Raw genomic sequence first — 18040 nt, 5'->3', positions numbered from 1 at the left:
TTTATGCTGTAAGCCCAACCAACTTACTGAACAGTTGGGCTAACACCAATCCTTTGGGTAGTCCTATCCAATAAAGTGAATAACTCAGCTGCTAATGCCTTTCTGGATTTACTTTGCAGCCAATCACACGTAACTAATCGCTCGTTATTTTCATAGTTTCTAATTCGCGATAGTGCTTCTTGCAGTGAGGCAGAATCATTATTCGTAACAAAGTACCCAAGCCTTCCGGCGATTACTGCTTGCGAGGTCTCTCCCTCCTTACCATAAGCGATAATGGGAGTGTCGCTTGCTGCATAATCAAACAATTTACCTGGAATATACCTCTGCATAGCTTCAGGTACAAACAGCAATAGCCCATCGGCATTTTTCATCGCTTCTACAGCTTGATTGCGAGGTACTATATCTTTGAAACTACAAATTTCGATATATTTTGAAGTAAGTAACCTTTCTTTGATGCTATTTGCAACCCCCCCCAAAAAAGTGACCCTAACTTCAAGCGCCAAATTACTCTGAATTTCTAATAGATTGTCTAAAAAATCAAATGGCGGAGTATGTGTCCCAAGATAGCCAGCAAAGAGCAAATCTATTGGACCATCACCACATTTTTCTTCATTAGAACTTATCTTATGCTCATCTGGTTCCCAGCCATTATAAATAGTTTCAAGTCCTTGATATCTATTGAACTGGCGCGAAAAGTGCTGCTTCATGAGCTCGGTCGTAAATATTATTTTATCCGCAGCTTTCGCTATCCGCCGCTCCCAAAACTTATCAACCCCCCCTGATTTTACAAAATCAAAAGGGTTTTCAGTCCATTCATCTCGGTAGTCTAAAATCAATGGTACATCGAAATATTTTGACAAATAGTAACCTGCGACAAAATAGTCAAACGTTGGACCAGTTGCAACCACAACTTTTGGTCGGCTATTCCGATATATCTCTTTTGCTTTTTCTACAGCACCAATAGCGAACAATATGCTTCCGTTTATTGTCGGGCATGCTCGCCAACTAGGATTTATGGGGTATTCACAGTGTCTATATACACTGCTTTCTTGCGCTATTTGACTGTGTAAGTGTTTAGCCGCGTCAGTAGTAATATGATTTGTGGCTTCAAACTTTGTAACAATTTTTACAGCCCATTGATTTATTTTACTGTATTTTGCCCAAGATAGTGGTCGATAAACACCACCAGTGACCACTGGGGGGAATTCAGGCGCCAAAATAAGAGCTTCTTTATCTCTAATATCGCTTCTAGAATTACTTGTTATAAACGATAACTCATACTTTAATAAGACAAGGTATAGTTTGACTGTATCGACAAGGGTTTTTAATATTTCCATAATCTTACTCATTAAATGATCCGCTAAGGCTTAACGGTTGTGCTAAATGCAGATTATCATCGCAATCAAGGCTCCCCCAGATTACAAGATCCATTTAAATATTGGTTTTATAACAGTTATTCCGAGTTTAAAACATGAAATATGAAAAGCTCTTTTAGCATCCCGAAAACTGAATAAATTATGGCTAATCGACAATACGGCTTAGACACTTAACTGCTTTCATTGCTTGAAATCACCTGACAGTACCCTCTTCCATTGGGAGACAATATTCTTTAGTTCAAATTTGGATTGCATAGAAACTAAATCTCGTCTTGGCTGATCAAAATAATTACCAATTACTTTATTGTATTCCGTGTATTGCCATGCATTAGGTATAAAAAACTTAGCGAGCTTCGCAAGTAGTTCAGATCGATATTGCAAAGACTGAACTAGCCGCAATAAAAAAGGAACTCGCATGTTCAGATTCTGTTGAGAAAGTACCTCGCAGGCAGCCCCTATAGGATGAGTTAATACTGGTGTTCCCAGATAGTTTGCCTCAATAAAGACAATCCCAAAGGTTTCTGGATAAACAAAATTGGGGTAAAACACCAACTCCGCAGTTTGGACATGTGAATAGACCTCAGCAGGGCTAAGTTTACCAAGATTGATCACTCCTTCTGGAAGCTCTGTATTCACATTTTGATATCCGGGGTTGGCTATGTATAACCTAACGTGCGGACGTTTTTTTCTGATATACTCGAACGCATCAAGCGCATTTTCTAAACCTTTGTGTGGTGAGGAAAAAAACACCCATTTACCGTTAATAGTTTTTTTAGCACGATCTTTTCTGATATTGGGTGACAAAGGGTTGTAGATTCTAATAATAGAGTGTTGTGTTAATCCAGCTTGCGCTAATGTGCTTTCTATTTGTTGTCGGTGAAACTCAGACACAGCGACAATTGTTACCTGTTGAGTAAAATCACACAGTGCATTCACTAATTTTTCAGCACGATCTGATCCCAAATAAAGTAAGTCATGGCACCATAGAAATAATTTAGCCTTGGGGTACAGCAGCGAAAGTTGGTAAAGCTTTTCGGCATCTCTCAATACAACAAGAGTATCAACTTGTTCGAAATGCATATCGGGGTAGCAGTTGCCACATACCTGAGTTCGATTATGTTGTATCAATGGAACTCCTAATGCATTAGATATGTGCAAAGCCGTAGATTCAGTCCCTCCGATAGCCCCAGTTTTTATACTTTCTTGAGAATAAGGTTCAGGACAACAAGGATCAAAAAAAACAATCTTATTGTGTTGCATGCTCACTTTCCTATTGCCGACATAAACAGCATTTTCCACCCGACTAGTTGACAAGGGAATTTCCTTATTAATCTTGAACTTGCCAAAACAGCTTGCCTGTAAGCGCCATATTTTCGATAAAAATAACACTGATCAACTAGTACAAACATTAATCGCTTTAGAATAGCACTGCGGTATATTTTAAATTTTTTATCTTGCAATAACTGAACTAGCATAATGTCTTCGCAGCTGAACATTGGCTGTTGGCCACTCGTTAAACTATTACTTCTTTGCCGATAAGCACCTAAATAGTGGGGTATAAAATGAAGATCTGTAGTTAAAGACAACTCAAGCCACAATTTATAATCTTCAGCCCTGCGTAATCGCCGATCAAAAGTATTCAATCCTTTCAGTAAACTTCTTCTTATCCACACATTCAATGTAGAGACAAAACAAGTTTCTAGTAACTCTATTGTTGGATTTACTAATACAGCGCGCTTACCACAGTCAAAATACTTGCCAATAAGCTTATAAAGCACAGGGCTGGAATCTTTCAAAGGCCTTGGAATAATGCTTTTACCGTCTTCAAATATATTAATAGCACTAGCTAACCAGCTAATTCCCTTATCTTCGCAAATATATTTGTAGCTACAAGCCAAAGCAGTTGGCATCAATAAGTCATCTGAATCAAGAAATACAATCCACTCACTTTGCGCTAAACTAATGCCAAAATTTCGAGCACCAGAGGCACCTTTGTAAGAAGTGTTCCTCACGACTTTGAAGTTAAGCTTATTCCTTACTGACTTCAATATGTCTAAAGTTTCAACATCATCGCTTCCATCATCAATCAATATCACTTCAAAGGAAGGTACTGGATGATTTTTATATGAAATTTGTTGCTCTATCGATTCAACAGTTTTGAGCATTACTTTACCCGTATTATATACAGGCATGATTATGCTTACTTCATATTGATCGTTTAATGTTGGCATCTGGACCACTACCCTTCATTTGGTAAATACTTAATACGCATAATAGAGCTAACATTGCATAAACCAGCTCAAAGTACGCCAAACTGACATTTAAACCGGTGATTCCATAGCCGACTAGAGACAGCGAAATAGCATTTGCTAAGTTTTTCCGCCATTCGATATTTTCTTTTGCAGCTTTTCTTGCTATCGAGAGCGCCTTTAAATATCCGGTTAAAAGCATCAATAGAAAAATAGTTAACCCCGCGAAACCAGCACTAGCAAGTACTTGGAAATAGATATTGTGAGCAGCTTTTGGCCTCAACTCTGGTGGGATTGGTGGTGTTTCGATAGGTCCAAAATTGGGCGTTTCATCAGCGTAAGTTCGCCACAGTAAGGGATCAGTTGTTGCTTTGAAACCTCCGCCTGTTATTGGATTGTCAATGGCAATCAAGGTAGCGATTTTCCATGCCCATAAGCGACCAATGAATGAGCCGTCTTCTGCCGAAGCAGTTTCTATGGTTGCCTGTCTATCTTTCCATTCAGCGGGTGCAGTTGCGTACAACACGGGTATTGCCATCAAACCAATTATCAAAAAAATGGCCTTTTTTTCTGATCTTAACCACATTGCAAACGCTAAAATAGATAATCCGATAAAACCACCTCGCGAGTATGTACCCACAATAGCGACAGCACATAAACCAGCGATGCCAAGTAACCCTAATCTAAGCTTTTTATCGGTAGTGACACTCCATAAATAAAGCACTAGTGGAATTGACATATTAATCGCAACTGCTAAATCATTTCGATCAGCCAAAATACCCGAGCGACCAACAATTCTGTGGCTACCCGCTGACAACAAAAATTTAACTCCTTCCATTGCTGAATATGCAGATAGCCCCAACACAATTGCCCAAACAATAGTATCAATGTCTTTTTTGGTTTTCACAGTTAGTGAAATAAACGAAAACAAAACAATAACTTTTATAAACTCAATATACTTGAACCAAACATAACTTGAATCTACTCGCTGATGAAGAACACTTGACACTAGCATCCAAAAGCAAAAAAAGAACACCCAAAAATGAACCGCGGTAAACTTAACTTTAGGTTTTTCTTTCCAAATAAAGTAAGACAGTGCAACAAATAAGACTATGGTCAAATTCATTCTAAATGTTTGGGAAAAGCCAAAAGCCCATTCGGTTGGCGCCATTAGCGCAATCCACATCCAAGCAGCAACACCTGCAACAGGCCTTTTAAATGAGTAAAAAATCGCAACGAAGAGAAAAACGACGAGTAATAAATCACGCATTACTCCTGCTCCTCATTATTATCATCTTTCTGTGTTGACCAGCGCATTAAAATTATCATAGCAACAACATCAACCAACAAAAACAAACTATCGATCATAATTAATTAGCCACCTTACTTATCACGTAGCGAAACTTGCCCGATTGCTCTGCCGAAATACTATTAACGATTTGCAGTTCAACAGTTACCTCAGCGCCAAGGCGTTGTTTAAAACCCACAACAATCCGCTCATTCATTTCTGTTGTTATATTTTTTGTCGGGACTAATTGAATACGAGTGTGCAATAGGGATTCCTGAATAATTTTAAACGCTTCAATACCCTGCATTTCTCGTAAGATATAGATCAGGGCCAGACCGTGCATGATAGTGCCGTCTTGGGCAATCACAAAATCCGTCGCGCGCCCTTCAATGTTTTTAAGTACGGGTAAGCCACGGCCGCATGAACAAGGCTCAGTATCTATCGCGCCAATATCACCCGTACGATAGCGGATAAACGGAAAGTCTGAGGTGGCCATATGTGTGACCACGATCTCGCCAGTTTCACCATCTGGCAGTACTCTGCCCTCGCTATCGATGATTTCCACGATAATATCTTCGGCACTAATATGCATCTTGTCGTGCGGACAAGCATGGGCAATAAAGCCGGCATCTCGGCCGCCATAGCCATTGGCAACCGGGGCGTTAAACACTTGTTCAATTTGCTCTTGTTGGTATGGATAAAGGCGCTCGCTGGTGACAAACACCACCTTAATGCCTAAGTTATCGAGCGAGATACCATGCTTTTGTGCCGTTTTGGCAATCAGCGCATAAACCGACGGATAACCAAACAGCATTTTGGGTTTAATTCGCTTGATCTGGTCGATAAAACCAAGCAGCTTTTGCTCATCCATATCAAATGCTGGGATCAAGATTGAACGAAATAGCTTGTCGCGGGTGATTCGTACTTTATCTTGGGCACCTAGTTCAATTGGTGAGCCCCAAGCAACGATCTCTTTATCGCCAATATCAACATCCCACCAACGAGTCGCTCGCCATTTTTCGGCAACATCATGGCTAACCCTTTCTTTACTTAACAGAAAGGTCAGCGGTGTACCACTTGAGCCACCTGTCGTAAACGGTTGAGTTGGGCCAGCACTTTTTGATTTAAGCTGCTCAAAGTGCTCTCGAATAACCGCTTTATCAAGGAAAGGCAACGCCGATAACTCTGCTTTTGAGCGAATCGCACTCGCTTCAATGCCTCGCTTATTGAACACATCCTGATAATAAGGGACTTCTTTGGCGGCCCTCTCCAAAAACTTCGTCAGTCGTTTATTGGCGCTTTCACTAATGGTTTGTGGGCTTTGCCACTGGCTTTGCTCTAACTGCTTTTTGATGCGCACCGTGTCATGTTTTTTAAGCAATTCATGAAGCGGAAACAGCACGTTGGCAATAAATTTTGTGTACAGCATACTAATCATTTTTTGCTCCAACGTATGCCGCTTGGTAACAACTCGCCAATGCTTGCCAAACGTTCGACCAGCTAAACTTTTCTACGGTGAGCAACCCGTTCTTGGTCAAACGTTCTCGCTCGCTATTATCTTCTAATAACGACAAAGATAGCTTTATTAGTGACTCTGCATCTCTTGGGTTTGCGAGCAGCGCATCATGTTGATCAGTCACCAACTTAGGAATACCTCCGACATTTGTGCTAACCACTGGCGTGCCACAGGCGAGCGACTCAATAAGCGAGTTTGGTGAATTGTCGACAACACTAGTGTTTAACATCAGGTCAGCAGATTTATACAAGGCTGCTATCTCATCTGGAGAAAGTCTTCCCAAAAATTCAACATGTTCTGAGATACCTAATGACTTAGATAGTTGCTCTAAAGCACTGAGCTCAGGACCTGTACCAGCCACTTTCAATTCTGCACCTGGAAAAGCTTGTAGAATACCAGCAAAAACCCGAATAGATGTTTCTACATCGTAGATTTCTTCAAGATTTCGCGTCACGATGACACGTGGTTTCATAGACGCCTGACGGCTTTCAGGGTTAAAACGTGCTTGATTGAGTACATTGGGAATAACGCGAGACTGTTTTCCATATTGTTGAAAAACATCCTGCAAAAAGCTCGAAGGCACGACAATATCATCGACCAAATCCATAGTTTTACGGACAGATGACCACGATTTAGCAAAGAAGTCTGCGGCATAACCACCACGATAATTAAGTACCACAGCCTTGTTTAGACGTTTAGCCACTTTTATTGCGGGTGCTGCAAACAGGTGCCAGGACCAGCCCGAATTCGCCATAATATGGACAACATCAACGTCGGCTAATTGTTTCTTTAGCGCTCGTTGATACTGGATTAACCTAACAAAAGCACGAAACATCGGTATTTTACCGGCCCACTTGGGTTGATAAGGCGGATTTACTTGAACCACCGTCACCTTTAGCCCCTCCGCCTCTAAAAAGCTAGCAAGCTGTTTCGTTTGATTCGCCATGCCACCAGCTGGTGGAGGCAATGGTCCAACAATCGCGACGTGATTGACGTTAGCCATGCGACACCGCCTTTTCCGTTAACGCCGAATAGACAGGTAAGTAATTGCTCACACTGTTTCGCCAATTGCGCTCATGTTCAACATAGCGCCGGCCATTATCTAGAATCTCAGGCCAAGTTTGCTGCTGTTGAAAAATGTCCATCACTTTAGTCACTAATGCCGCGCTATTATCGGCGGCAAATAAATAACCGGTTTGGTTATCAACAATCAGTTCATGATGACCGCCGACATCTGACGCCAAAAACAAACGCCCCTGCGCCATCGCCTCTAACGGTTTCAACGGGGTAACAAGATCCGTTAATCGCATCGATTTACGAGGATAAACCAACAAATCAATAAGTGAGTAATACTGGCTAACTTGCTGATGTGGTACCCGGCCCGTAAACACCACTTGCTCAGACAAATCAAGCGCTGCCACCTGCGATTTAAGGGTCTGCTCTTGTGGGCCTCCACCGACCAGTAATAAACACGCATCTGGCATTTTTTCAAGAATGGCGGGCAGTGAAGAGACCAATAAGTCCAAGCCTTCATAAGCGTAAAACGAGCCAATAAAGCCAAGCACTTTTTTATTGCTCAGCTGCAATTGCTCAACTAAGTGAGCGTCTTTCTCGGTAATGCGCTCGAATTTCTCAACATTGACGGCATTAGGGATAACCGTCAGTTTCTGCTCAGCGACACCTCTGGCAATTAAATCATTTTTCAGACCTTGGCAAATGGTGGTTACCGCATCCGCTTGTTTAACTACATGGGATTCCAGCGAACGCGTCATTTGATAACGCAGATCACCTTGCTTGCAGGTGCCGTGATCAACCGCGGCATCTTCCCAAAACGCGCGAATTTCATAGACCACAGGTATCCCCAACTTTTTGCCCGCTTTTAGTGCCGCCAAACCGTTAAGGGCTGGCGAATGGGCATGGATAATATCTGGCTTTTCACGGTCAATTACTTCAAGAATACGTTTTTCCAAGGGGGCAATAATTGACCATTGATTAAGCACAGGCACTTTACTCAACAAACCATTGGCTGGCGCGCTGCGATAAAATATCAGGTCATCCACTTGCTCAATCAAAGCCTCAGTATTGCCGTGTTTAGGGCTAGTCACATGACAAGTTTCAATACCTAACTGATGCTGAGTTTGTAATATCGCTCGGCTTCGAAAAGTGTAACCACTATGCAGTGGGATCGAATGGTCGAGTACATGTAACACTTTCATCGCTAGGCGGCCTTGCTTTGTCGTAAAAACGACTCAAACATCATTAGGGTCCACAGCGAAGCACTATTATCTCGGATACCTTTGACATGCTGATCAATTAAGGTTTTGAGCTGCTTTGACGAAAAGTAACCAAACTGCCCCATGGCTTCACTTAACAAACTATCGTAAAGCCGGTCTTTAAGCGGCCCACGGAACCAAGTGGCAAGCGGCACAGAAAAGCCCATTTTTTTCCGATACAGCACATCATGGGGTAGATGCGGCTCCATTTGTTTTTTCAGGGTGCTTTTACCAACACCACCCACTAAGTTCAGCTGGGTAGGGGCATTAAAGCCCCACTCCACAAACTTGTGATCTAAAAATGGCACGCGAACTTCCAATGAATGCGCCATACTGGCGCGATCAACCTTAGTCAGAATATCCCCAACCAAGTAGGTTTTCATATCCAAGTACTGTGCTTGTTTAATTGGGTCTAGCCCAGCTAATTTATCGCGGTATTGATCAAAAACGGCGACTGAAGTATAGCCATTTAACTTCTGTTTATACTCCTCTGAAAAGAGCTTCATCCGCTCGTCTTGGCGCAGAATCGACATTGAGTTGTGATAGCCCTGCACCGTATCAAGTGCCATGGATTGAAATGTCGTTTTCCCTCTTAATACTCTTGGCGCCCAATCCAGTTTCGGGTACAAGGCCCCAAGTGGCCCAAAAATAGGCTTGCGCATTGACAGTGGCAACATGGCCCGCACTTTTTCTTCGTGCCCATGCAATCGATAGCGACCGTAGCCCGCAAACAACTCGTCTGCACCATCGCCAGAAAGGGCTACCGTGACATGTTTGCGCGCTAGTTCACAAACGCGATAGGTTGGCATGGCCGAACTATCGGCATAAGGCTCATCGTATAAAAACGCCAGTTTATCAATCAGCTCGAAGTCATTTTGATCCACCATCTCGATATGGTGATTGGCCTGATAGCGATGGGCGACCTGTTTGGCAAACTCAGTTTCATTAAATTCCGCAATATCAAAACCAATCGAACATGCATTGACAGGATCATCTTGCAGTTGTGACATCAGCGCAACAACTGCACTGGAGTCAACACCGCCCGATAAAAACGAGCCCAATGGCACATCCGCCACCATGCGAATATCAACCGCTTCTTTTAAACGCTCAACCAATTGCGCTTCAATTTCCTGTTCGCTTAATTCACTGTGCGGATTAATCGGAATATCCCAGTACTCTTGTTGCTCTGGCAATTGCCGCTGACCGCGCGCTATGGTGAAGCAATGACCGGGTCTAAGCTTATAAGCATGTTGATAAATGGTATATGGCTCAGGTACATAGCCAAAGGTAAAATAATCTTCAATGGTGGTATCACGCAAACTGCGGTCAAAGCGCGAATGTTGCGTTAATACTTTCAGCTCAGAGCCAAAAACAAAATGGCCATTATCTAGCAATGAGAAATAAAGCGGCTTGATACCTAATCTATCACGGGCGACAAACAACGCCTGTTTGCGAGTGTCCCAAACGGCAAAGGCAAACATGCCTCGCAGATGATGCACACAATCTTCGCCCCATTCCAAATAGGCATTTAAAATGGTTTCTGTATCGCCATCGGTGTTAAATTGATAGCCCTTGGCTTTAAGCTCAGTATGCAAGGCCTTAAAATTATAGATCTCACCATTAAAAACGATCACAGCCCGACCACAAGCGCTTGCCATGGGTTGCGGACTACCTTCCAAATCTATAATGGATAAACGCCGATGAGCCAATGCCAAACCCGGTTCAAAATAGTAGTCGCCAGCATCAGGGCCGCGATGGATTTGCTTATCATTCATTGACGCAATCAGCTCCGGCGCTATCGCTTGCTGCTCGCTAACATGAAAAATTCCAGCTATGCCACACATCTCTAACCCCTCCCTGAGACTTTTTGTTGGTATAACGAAGTGTAAAGGTCATGATACTTAGCGACCATAGACTCAATACTAAAGTGTTTAACGCAATGCTCTCTGACCTTGATGCTGTCTTTTTCCAAGCGTTCTTGATTTATCAGATATTGAGCCATCGAATTAGATAATGCGGTTACATCGTTGACTTCAACAAGATGAGAATTGTGATGGTCTGCCATGATTAAATCTGGGTTGCCGCCAACATTGGTGGCAATTACCGGTAGGCCTGATGCCATCGCCTCTAATATCGTATTGGAAATTCCTTCAGCGAGTGAAGGCAGCACAAATACATCCATTGAGGCCATTGTTTGAGGAATATCGTCACGGTGGCCAGCAAAGCAAATATCATCTCGATATCCAGATTGTTGAGCCATTGCTGTTAAGGGCTCTTTCAATACCCCATCACCGACAATTAACAGCTTTGCTCGTTGGACATTGGGTATATCACTTTGCTTAAGCTTTATAAACGCGTTAAGGAGTTGCTGATGGTTTTTAACTTGCACCTGTCTGCCTACTGTGCCAAAAACAATAGCTCCTTTGGAAAAGTTAATATCTATTGGATTTGAAACGTTCACTTTCGGATGAAAACGATCAACATCAACACCATTACATATATGATAAAGTTGATTCGAATTTACACCAATTCTATATTTTAAATAATCCATACCTTCATTCGATAAAGCCACGTATTGGTGAATTAGGGGTTTAAACAACTTTTTTATATATTGGTTCTTTACGTTATTTCCTTTTAGATCATTTACATCCCAGCCGTGCTCTCCATGAATCCTAACGCGTATACCTGCTAAAAAAGCGGCTATTTGCGCTTCTAGGGGGTTCAAATTACGACTATGGCATAAATCGGGCTTTATTTTTTTAAAAAGCTTGTAACATCTATATAGCCAACCAACTCCATTCCCTGCTGTTTTATGGAGCTCATATATATCAATATTTCTTACTTTTAAGCGCTTTATGAAGTTGCGATCATAATCAGCAATACAAATTATTGAATGTCGATACTCTTGAGTTGGTAAGTGATTTATCAAATTCACAATTCCATTTTCCAAACCTGCTGCAACAAAATGATGAACGATATGGCACACATGAATTTTATTTTTTTGCTCAATCAACCCGTACATCCTCCTTCAATTATTTCCAGTCATAGATTTGTGAAACGAACGCCCAATGTGAGAATGTCCAATCGATCCCTTTTCTCTTGATGTTAAACAAATCTAGCTGTCTGTTTACCCCACCATATGCTGATAAAACAGTTTTATAGCCAGCCTCTTTAGCTAACTCTAAACACTCTTTGTTAAAATCACTTTTTCCACCGAAAGGGTAGGCTAGTGAATCAACAGGTTCATTCAATTGTTGCTCCAATACCATTTTTGAATAACTAAACTCTCTCTTTAATTCACATGGTTGGGTTGTACTGCTTCTTACATGATTCATCGTGTGAGAACCAATATGCATACCAGCAAGCTTCATTTCTTTTAAATTATCCCAAGTCATATTTGCAAATATAAGATTATGCTTTTGATCATGTGGAAATGGTTTTCCTTTATCAACCATTTCAGTTGAGACATAAAATGAAGCACATACTTTATTTTTTTGGCAAATAGGGAAAGCATTAAGAAAATTATCGAGATATCCATCATCAAATGTTATTGCGACATTTGGTTTTAAGCTGAAACGATCTACTTTATTAGCCTGCAAATCTTCAATACCAATAACATTCAATGATTTACTTATATACTCCATTTGGCAATTGAATTGCTCAACACCAACAGTAAGGTTGTCACGCTGGAAATCATTTACTCGGTGATATAGAAGTACCGTAGTAATTTGCTTTCCTGTTAGCCCTCTATAGAGTGCAATCAACTTTCCATAAGGTATGAGAATACTAATCAGAACCAATTGTTTAATAATGTACTTTAATTTGTGAATATTTAGATTGGCAGACTGTTTGTTTATTAATTGACGATAAGCTTTCAAGCTAGGTTTTGTGAAAGTATTCTTCTCCCCAAATTGCTCTTTTCCTTTATGGCCAGCCAAGTACATTGAAATAGCTTCAGGGTACATTTTTGTTGCCATCTCATCTAACTGGACTTGAAGCCCTTTGGGTGTAGACCATTTATGGGTAGGAATTTCTTCTTCCAATAAAATATTGCCTCCATCAAGCTCTGCGGTCATTTCATGTATCGTGCAACCAACTACCTTTTCTCCATGATAAATTTCCCAAAACGCTGGTGGCATGCCTCTATATTTTGGCAGCATACCTTTATGTACATTTAAATTTCCTAATGTAGCAATGGATAAAACGCTTTCAGTCAAGATTGGTGCTGCAATTGATAAGCCTATATCAGGAGAGAATTCTGAAATAAGAGAAGGTCCAAGCTCGTTTATATTACGAATGAACTCAATCTCAATATTAGGGCTTTCGAATACTTCTTGAAAGTAATCAATCAATCTTCCATTGCTTTGCTTTCTATTTGATGTAAATAACTCAACTAATTTATTAGTGCCTCGTTCCCACAAAATACCACTTATTTCGAGTACTCGAAAAAAACCATTTAACTTCAAATTTTTTATTTGTGCCTTAATAACTTTCCTAAAGGGAACATGGGGTACATTAACAAAGACTTTAATTTTCGAATCAGGAAAGTGTTTAGCAATATGATAAATAGGCTTTACAGTACTATGACTATATATATCCCCTGTATAGACGGCTAACTTCAAATATTGTTTTTCCATTGTCACCACTTTAATAATTGGGCTTAAGCACCAACTTTTCCTCTAAAAGTAAATTAGGTACTAGTTGTTAAATTAGCGATTTAGCTAGGTTTATTAATTTTTAGGCACTTGGCTAATACCTAACATTGCATTTAATAATAACCGCTCTGCTAAATCATCTTGGCCTGTATTTAAACTAGACGCTGCAACAAAACTAGCGAATTTAACTTGACCGGTAAGTAGCGCAAATGCCTGATATAACTTCACAATTGAAGGGCTGACAAATGTTCTTTCACCAATTTGATACCAGTATAAAACCGTCCTTTCTTGACCTTGAATATCTCTTAACAGTAAGTAACGGTAGGTTTGCCCATTGTCAATTTTGGTAACTCGATCAACCACAGTCCAGCGTTCAGCATCATAAAGCTTATTGGCAAAACTCACTAACTCGCCTTCACTTTGCTTATTGCCATAGCGAGCAAAAAACAACTCTATACCATTGCTCTCACGCTGAACGTTAGATTGCAGCGGCTGGGTAAAACTAACACCCCAATTCGAGTCAGGCATTTGAATGACTGTATCTGCACTTTCAGGTAACTCAACGGCATTAATATTATGCTCAACAAACAAGGTCGCCATCAGCAATAAACAGGCTGAGGTACTCACCCAGAACTTGTTGTAATGCCCCTTAGATTTCGTCGATTCGCTATCGCTATAAAGCTCCGTCTTGGGTTCAGGGTCGGCAAACTTTCCCCCAACCCAAAACATTAGCATGATGACAAAACCAAAGAATATCCAACCATAAACTAAATGATCAGCCCCAGTTGCATACTTCATGTCTGAGTAGTGGGCGATAATGACAATCAAGTATGCACGCACGCCATTGGCTAAAATTGGCAGTAAGAAAGCGAAAACAATAAACAATAGCTGCTTTTTGAACGAACGATAAGTTAAGTGAGCGTATAAGGTGCCAACCGCCATAGAAGCAATGAGGTAACGAATACCAGAACAAGCCACAGCCACTTCGAACATGCCAGTTGGAATCTGGATATACCAGCCATCTCGAAATACGGGTATGCCGTGTACTTTAAGCAAGAAAACTGTTATCCACGCCGTAATATCTTGTAGGCTAGGAATTAAGTTTTCCCCCATAGGCACAGCAAAGAGTAAGTAGGCCAATGGAAACTTGTATCGCCATGCCAACTGATTACCTATTAACATCCAAACTAGAAATATGAGCGCGGTCACGGCAGCCAGCTGACTCAACACATTGATGTCAGCTGCATATGCAAAGAGCCAAACAAAACTACTGGCAGCTAAAAGTGGCAAAGGTAACCAAGTTGACTGGACTTTAGCGGATTGTAAATAAGCACGATCGCGATGCAACAACCAGATCACTATCGGTAAAATAAAATAACCATGCGCAAATGTGTCAGAACGACGCCAAATTGCTTCCATGCCCGTAATACCATCCCAAAATACCAGCATCCAAGCTGCTATCAGGACAGCAAACATCAAGATAAACTGTCGACTGTTGATCGCCATCATTGGCTTGTAACCTCTGAAGATTCTATTTGATAAAGCTTAGCAAGCGGTGCTAGGGTTGCCTGCCAAGTAAAATGTTCTTTTATCCATGCTCGATTTTCAGTGACAAGTTCGGTAGTTGCTGAAACTTGTGTCGAGTTAACCAACTCGATTACCGCCTCAGCAAAGGCTTCCGGTTCATCATGCACCTGACAATATCGATGATGCGGAGCATTGATCCCTTCCATTGCCATTGAAGTACACACTACTGGTTTATCCAGTGACATGGCTTCAAGCACTTTGTTTTGAATACCACGGGCAATGCGCAGCGGTGCGACAATACACGCAGCCTGAGTTATGTAGGGGCGTATATCCTCAACCCGACCAGTGACAATAACATCTGGCTGTGTTGCTAATGATTTAATCTGATTGGTTGGGTTACCCCCAGCAATCACAAAACTAAGTGACGGGATATTTTTTTTAACAATCGGCCACACGTTTTCTGCAAACCAAAGCACGGCATCAACATTTGCCCAGTAATCCATAGCGCCCGTAAAACTGATAAAAGGGCCATCAGGCACTTTATTTTCCGGCGCAAGTGAAGCATTTGGATTAAAAAATCCAATATCGACACCATTTAATATGCCTTGTACCTTTGCCTGTGCAGTAACTTGCTGGCGTGCTCTAAATAACTTTGCTTCATCAGGCGAAACAAAGAGCGAGGCATCAAATTGCAGGCAAACTTTGTCTTCGTATCGCGCCAGTGTTTTAAACTCGCGCTGGAATATGAATTTTGCTAGCCCTGACCTATTTTCTGCATACTGACGCCATTTATCAGAGTCGACATCGACAAAGTCTATCACCCGTTGGCATTGATTAAATTGCGCTGTTTCGCAGTATTGTGCCATTGACGATGAATAGACAAATACTTTTTCAATGGCATGTCTATCAGCGACCTCTTGACACCACTTCGCCATTTCTCGGTCATAGTAGTATGGCAAGGTTATTGGTTTGCCAGTAAGAAAAGCCGTCATGCCTTTAATTTTAGCGACGAGTTTGTTCTGATTGCGGTAAAACAGCTGATGACAGTGCTTTTTAAGTTCATCAACGTACTGCTCATCGTAAGGGTCATCAATAAAGCAGCCGAGGTAAACGTCATAATGCTTGTTCAACATTTGTAAAATATTAAACGAGCGAATTTTATCCCCTTTATTTGGTGGGAATGGAATGCGGTGACACAAAAATAGTAGCGGTGGCTTGTTCATAAACGCTATCCCAAATATTTAGACAATAATGGGCCAAGCCACTGGCTAACAGCTAGTGGCAGTTTTTGCCACAGACGAATGAATAACTGGTATTTAGGATTATTGGGGCTCAAGTTCGGCAGCTCTTTGGCTTTTACTAAGTAATAGTAATAATGCAAAGGCTCAGGAGTCATTCCCCAGTTTTTCTTGTACTTATAAGGTCCACTGTCGTTTTTACTGCGGCCAAAATCAAAATAATTGCAGCCTTTTGCTCGCGCATAACATAACACTTGATAGTACATAAAATCTGCACTTTTAAGGGCTCTAGCAGCATCATTCCCACCACCGTAATATGGCAACACTTGCTGCTGATAGTAAAAGTTCATCACCGCGCTGGACGCTTGACCGCTACTATCTCGAACTAACGAAACATCAATATCTTCGCCGAAGTGCTCTAGCAAGGCAGCAAAATATTTTTTCGTAAATATGGGTGTGCCCAAGTTGCGGTAACTCGTCGATAATAAGTGATAGAAGTTATCGACATCTTCGCCATGTTCAATTGCTAGTCCGTTGTTAAGTGAGTGACGTATAACCGCTCTTTGCTTCTTTTTTACCGCCGCCAAAATAGCTTCATCTGAAGCTGCTATTTCACAGGCAAAAGTGCTATGCACTTGTTTAAGTAGAAAGTTGTTTTGTTGAGCGTGGCGATAACGTAGTTCTAAATAATCTACTGTCAATTGTTCAGCTAACTTGCACGCTTTCTGCTCCAGTACTTGCTGCACTTCATGGCTGTCTGCTAGCACGCCACCATAGACACAAAAAGGTGTAGACACCAACGCATGACCAAAAAGCTGACTTTTCACTTGGACTAAGGGAAGCACACCAGCAATTTTCTCACCATGCCAAGCTATTAAGTAATAGCAGCGATGACCAAACACTGATGAAATGACTTTCTGCCAATTGCTTAAATGAAAAAATGACCCTTGAGTATGACTATGTACATAGTTATCCCACAATTCATGCTCGGACGTTAGCTCAGTCACAATGAAATGTTCTGCCGCTAATGATTCTGTTTGTACCGCGTTATTGTTCACATCCATGATCCCCATGCGATTATCCCTCTAAATAAACGGCCCGCATTGTTGACCATTGATAATCATTGAGCAGTTTAACTATCTTGCCTTCCATTCTTGACAAGTTGATGTAATGACGAACTTTCGAGCGCAATGAAGCTCCCTCTATACGAGGTTGCTCAGGATCGATCTCCCATGGATGGAAATAAAAGCTATAAGGCGCTGATTCTTGTGATAAATACTTGTCAATTCTGCGTTTAGAAAAGGAGTATGGGTAAAGCCTAAAATAGCCGCCGCCACCAATACCGATATTACTGCCATTTTTACGTATTGTAGGTACCGGAATCTCGATTATGCCCTCATCACGTCTGAATTTAAATCTCGGCCAATGAGGAACGCCATAAAGGTCATGCTCAATAGGGTAAGTGCTCGAGCTGTATTCAAAACCAAGCTCAGCTAAAACATCATATGCCCAGACATTTTGCTCACCAATTGAAAAGCTGGGAGCGCGATACCCCAAGATTTGTTCACCGCTCGCTTGTTCTAATAAGTCTTTGCTCTTGGCAACGTCTTGCTTGAATTGTTCACGTGTCATCACAATAGCGCGCTGATGATCATAACCATGACTAGCCAGTTCATGACCTTGCGCTACAATGTCTTTAATCAATTGTGGACACTGCTCAGCAACCCAACCTAAGGTAAAAAAAGTCGCTCTTGCGTTGTGTTGATCAAACAGTTCTAGCAAACGATAGGTGTTTTGCTCGACTCTAAGCGGTAACTTTTGCCAGTCTTGCCGAGAGATATTTTGCTCAAACGCAGACACGTGAAAGTAGTCTTCCACATCAACTGTCATAGCTTGGTGAGTACGTTTAGTCATATGA

At 41.5% G+C, this 18040-nt stretch carries 14 protein-coding genes; all 14 read right to left on the bottom strand.

The features are described 5' to 3' along the window. Nucleotides 1–23: 23 nt before the first annotated feature. On the bottom strand, nt 24–1349 hold the full coding sequence (locus DXX92_RS00650) for a hypothetical protein (protein WP_115998663.1): 1326 nt from the start codon (nt 1347–1349) through the stop codon (nt 24–26). Between the two features lie 207 nt (nt 1350–1556). Next, nucleotides 1557–2636: a glycosyltransferase family 4 protein gene (locus tag DXX92_RS00645; RefSeq protein WP_115998662.1), complete on the bottom strand. Its 1080-nt coding sequence runs from the start codon at nt 2634–2636 to the stop codon at nt 1557–1559. Nucleotides 2637–2638: 2 nt separating this feature from the next. Further along, nucleotides 2639–3607 (bottom strand): glycosyltransferase family 2 protein, encoded by a 969-nt coding sequence (locus DXX92_RS00640; RefSeq protein WP_115998661.1) that lies wholly within the window; start codon nt 3605–3607, stop codon nt 2639–2641. After that, nucleotides 3582–4895, bottom strand: a complete 1314-nt coding sequence (locus DXX92_RS00635; protein WP_115998660.1) for a putative O-glycosylation ligase, exosortase A system-associated — start codon at nt 4893–4895, stop codon at nt 3582–3584. The genes DXX92_RS00640 and DXX92_RS00635 overlap by 26 nt, the downstream gene beginning before the upstream one ends. 100 nt (nt 4896–4995) lie before the next feature. Further along, a complete protein-coding gene (locus tag DXX92_RS00630; RefSeq protein ID WP_245961369.1) occupies nt 4996–6351 on the bottom strand; it encodes a phenylacetate--CoA ligase family protein in 1356 nt (451 codons plus the stop codon). Further along, nucleotides 6344–7432, bottom strand: a complete 1089-nt coding sequence (locus tag DXX92_RS00625) for a glycosyltransferase family 4 protein (protein WP_115998659.1) — start codon at nt 7430–7432, stop codon at nt 6344–6346. Before DXX92_RS00625 ends, DXX92_RS00630 begins: the two co-directional genes overlap by 8 nt. Next, nucleotides 7425–8645, bottom strand: coding sequence for a TIGR04063 family PEP-CTERM/XrtA system glycosyltransferase (locus DXX92_RS00620; protein ID WP_115998658.1), 1221 nt, complete (start codon nt 8643–8645; stop codon nt 7425–7427). Before DXX92_RS00620 ends, DXX92_RS00625 begins: the two co-directional genes overlap by 8 nt. Nucleotides 8646–8647: 2 nt before the next feature. Then, nucleotides 8648–10546, bottom strand: coding sequence for an XrtA/PEP-CTERM system amidotransferase (locus DXX92_RS00615; protein ID WP_115998657.1), 1899 nt, complete (start codon nt 10544–10546; stop codon nt 8648–8650). Nucleotides 10547–10548: 2 nt separating this feature from the next. Beyond that, nucleotides 10549–11715, bottom strand: coding sequence for a TIGR03088 family PEP-CTERM/XrtA system glycosyltransferase (locus DXX92_RS00610; RefSeq protein WP_181901660.1), 1167 nt, complete (start codon nt 11713–11715; stop codon nt 10549–10551). A gap of 19 nt (nt 11716–11734) precedes the next feature. Then, nucleotides 11735–13339 (bottom strand): polysaccharide deacetylase family protein, encoded by a 1605-nt coding sequence (locus DXX92_RS00605; protein WP_147301907.1) that lies wholly within the window; start codon nt 13337–13339, stop codon nt 11735–11737. Between the two features lie 93 nt (nt 13340–13432). Continuing rightward, nucleotides 13433–14866: an exosortase A gene (gene xrtA / locus DXX92_RS00600; protein ID WP_115998654.1), complete on the bottom strand. Its 1434-nt coding sequence runs from the start codon at nt 14864–14866 to the stop codon at nt 13433–13435. Then, a complete protein-coding gene (locus tag DXX92_RS00595; protein ID WP_115998653.1) occupies nt 14863–16107 on the bottom strand; it encodes a TIGR03087 family PEP-CTERM/XrtA system glycosyltransferase in 1245 nt (414 codons plus the stop codon). The genes xrtA and DXX92_RS00595 overlap by 4 nt, the downstream gene beginning before the upstream one ends. Nucleotides 16108–16112: 5 nt before the next feature. Then, nucleotides 16113–17195 (bottom strand): FemAB family XrtA/PEP-CTERM system-associated protein, encoded by a 1083-nt coding sequence (locus DXX92_RS00590; protein ID WP_245961368.1) that lies wholly within the window; start codon nt 17193–17195, stop codon nt 16113–16115. Nucleotides 17196–17199: 4 nt separating this feature from the next. Beyond that, nucleotides 17200–18036, bottom strand: a complete 837-nt coding sequence (locus DXX92_RS00585; protein ID WP_115998651.1) for an XrtA system polysaccharide deacetylase — start codon at nt 18034–18036, stop codon at nt 17200–17202. Between the last annotated feature and the right edge of the window lie 4 nt (nt 18037–18040).

The organism is Thalassotalea euphylliae (assembly GCF_003390395.1).
Taxonomy (GTDB): Bacteria; Pseudomonadota; Gammaproteobacteria; order Enterobacterales; family Alteromonadaceae; genus Thalassotalea_F; species Thalassotalea_F euphylliae_C.
This window is presented reverse-complemented; position numbering and strand designations above follow the sequence as displayed.